This window comes from Bradyrhizobium sp. P2_E8, from assembly GCF_056403875.1.
Map to the genome: position 1 here is coordinate 1 of NZ_JBFUES010001803.1, position 698 is coordinate 698.

The 698-nt window shown below is 67.0% G+C and carries 1 protein-coding gene; it reads right to left on the bottom strand.

Annotated features, from left to right (window positions below; translation table 11 throughout):
* On the bottom strand, positions 1 to 698 hold a 698-nt coding region (locus AC1D00_RS44015; RefSeq protein WP_477015059.1), incomplete at both ends, for an MsnO8 family LLM class oxidoreductase.

Consider the following 698-nt stretch of genomic DNA (forward strand, 5'->3'; position numbering starts at 1 on the left):
GTCGTACACCGCGGTGATCACCATCAGCTCGTCCGGCTTGCTGGAATCGATCAGCGGCTGGAGCTTCTTCTGCACGGTCGCAGGACTGCCGACGAACAGGCGCGAGCGGTTGCGGGTGATCGAGGTGCGCTCGGCGTCCGTATAGGGATAGGCCAGCGCCTCCTCGACGCTCGGCAGCGGAAGATATTGGCCGCGGTCGCGGCGCAGGCGATTGAGATCGAAGGATGTCGCGAGCTTTTCAGCTTCCTCGTCGGTCTCCGCCGCGATGACGGCGACGGCGAGGATCGCGTGCGGCGTGGCGCGCCAGGCCGAGGGCTGGAAGCGGTTGCGGTAATGCACCATCGCATCGATCGCATCATGGGATGCGAAGTGGTGCGCGAAGGCGAAGCCCATGCCGACTTGCGCGGCCAGTTCCGACGAATAATCGCTGGAGCCGAGCAGCCAGATCGGCGGCAGCCTGGTGTCGTCGGGCATCGCGACGACGTTGTTGTAGGGATGGCCCGACGGGAATTCGCGGGTCTCCCACAGGATCAATTCGTGCAGCCGTTCCAGGAAGTCGTCGCCCTCGCGGCGGTCGAGCCGGCTGCGCAGCGCGTAGGCGGTGGCGCCATCGGTGCCGGGGGCGCGGCCGAGGCCGAGGTCGATGCGGCCGGGAAACAGCGCCTCCAGCATCTTGAAGCGTTCGGCCACCACCAGCG